This is a genomic window from Sphingobium sp. LSP13-1-1.1, from assembly GCF_040676415.1.
Lineage (GTDB): Bacteria > Pseudomonadota > Alphaproteobacteria > Sphingomonadales > Sphingomonadaceae > Sphingobium.
Genome location: NZ_JBEGHU010000046.1, coordinates 1 through 1130 on the forward strand (window position 1 = coordinate 1; position 1130 = coordinate 1130).

The 1130-nt window shown below is 62.6% G+C and carries 1 protein-coding gene; it reads right to left on the reverse strand.

Translation table 11 applies throughout. From position 1 onward, the window contains the following. On the reverse strand, nt 1-1130 hold a 1130-nt coding region (locus MRBLSP13_RS18830), incomplete at both ends, for a dicarboxylate/amino acid:cation symporter (RefSeq protein WP_363756041.1).

Consider the following 1130-nt stretch of genomic DNA (forward strand, 5'->3'; position numbering starts at 1 on the left):
GCATTGCCCAGCACATTGGTCGCGGTACGGCCCATGTCCATGAAATGGTCCACCGCCAGGATGAAGGCGACACCCTCCACCGGCAGGTCGAACTGGCCCAGCGTCGCCGCGACCACCACCAGTGATGCCCGCGGGACGGCGGCGATGCCCTTGCTGGTTACCATCAGCACCAGCAATATGGTGATCTGCGTCGCGATCGGCAGGTCGATGCCATAGGCCTGGGCGATGAAGATGGTGGCGAAGGTCGAATACATCATCGACCCGTCCAGGTTGAAGCTGTAGCCCAGCGGCAGCACGAAGCTGTAGATGCGGCGCGGCACGCCGAAGCGGTCGAGCTGCTCCAGCATCTTGGGATAGGCGGCTTCGGACGAGGCCGTCGAGAAGGCGATCAATATCGGTTCGCGCACATAGCGGATCAGCTTCACCATCCGCTTGCCCAGGAAGATGGATCCCGCCGCGAACAACAGCGTCCAGAGCGCGATCAGCGACAGGTAGAATTCGCCCACCAGTTCGCCAAAGGTCTTGAGCACGCCCAGTCCCTCGGTCGTCACGACCGACGCCAGCGCGCCGAATACGGCGAAGGGGGCGACGCGCATCACATAGCCTGTCACCTGCAGCATCAGTTCGACCATCGCCTCGATCACGGTGACGATCGGCTTGCCCTTGTCGCCGATGGCGGTCAGCGCCACGCCCACGAACAGCGAGAAGACGACGATCTGCAGGATCGAATTTTCCGCCATCGCCCCGATCATGGAGGTGGGGAAGACATGCAGGATGAAGTCGCGGAAGTTGAGCGCTTCGGTACTGACGCCGGAATCCGCACCGGAACGGACAAGATTCAGCCCCTCGCCCGGCGCGAAGAAATTGACGAAGATGAGGCCCAGCGTCAGCGAGATCAGGCTGGCGATGATGAACCAGGCGAGCGCCCTCCCGCCGATCCGCCCCAGCGCCGCGCTGTCGCCCATATGCGCGATGCCCGCCACCAGAGTGGAGAAGACCAGGGGCGCAATGATCATCTTGATCAGATGCAGGAAGATGTCGGCCAGCAGGTGGTAATAGCCCGCCACATCCTTCGCCAGCGTCTTGTCGCCACCCACCCAGATATTGGTGGCAAAGCCCACGATCACCCC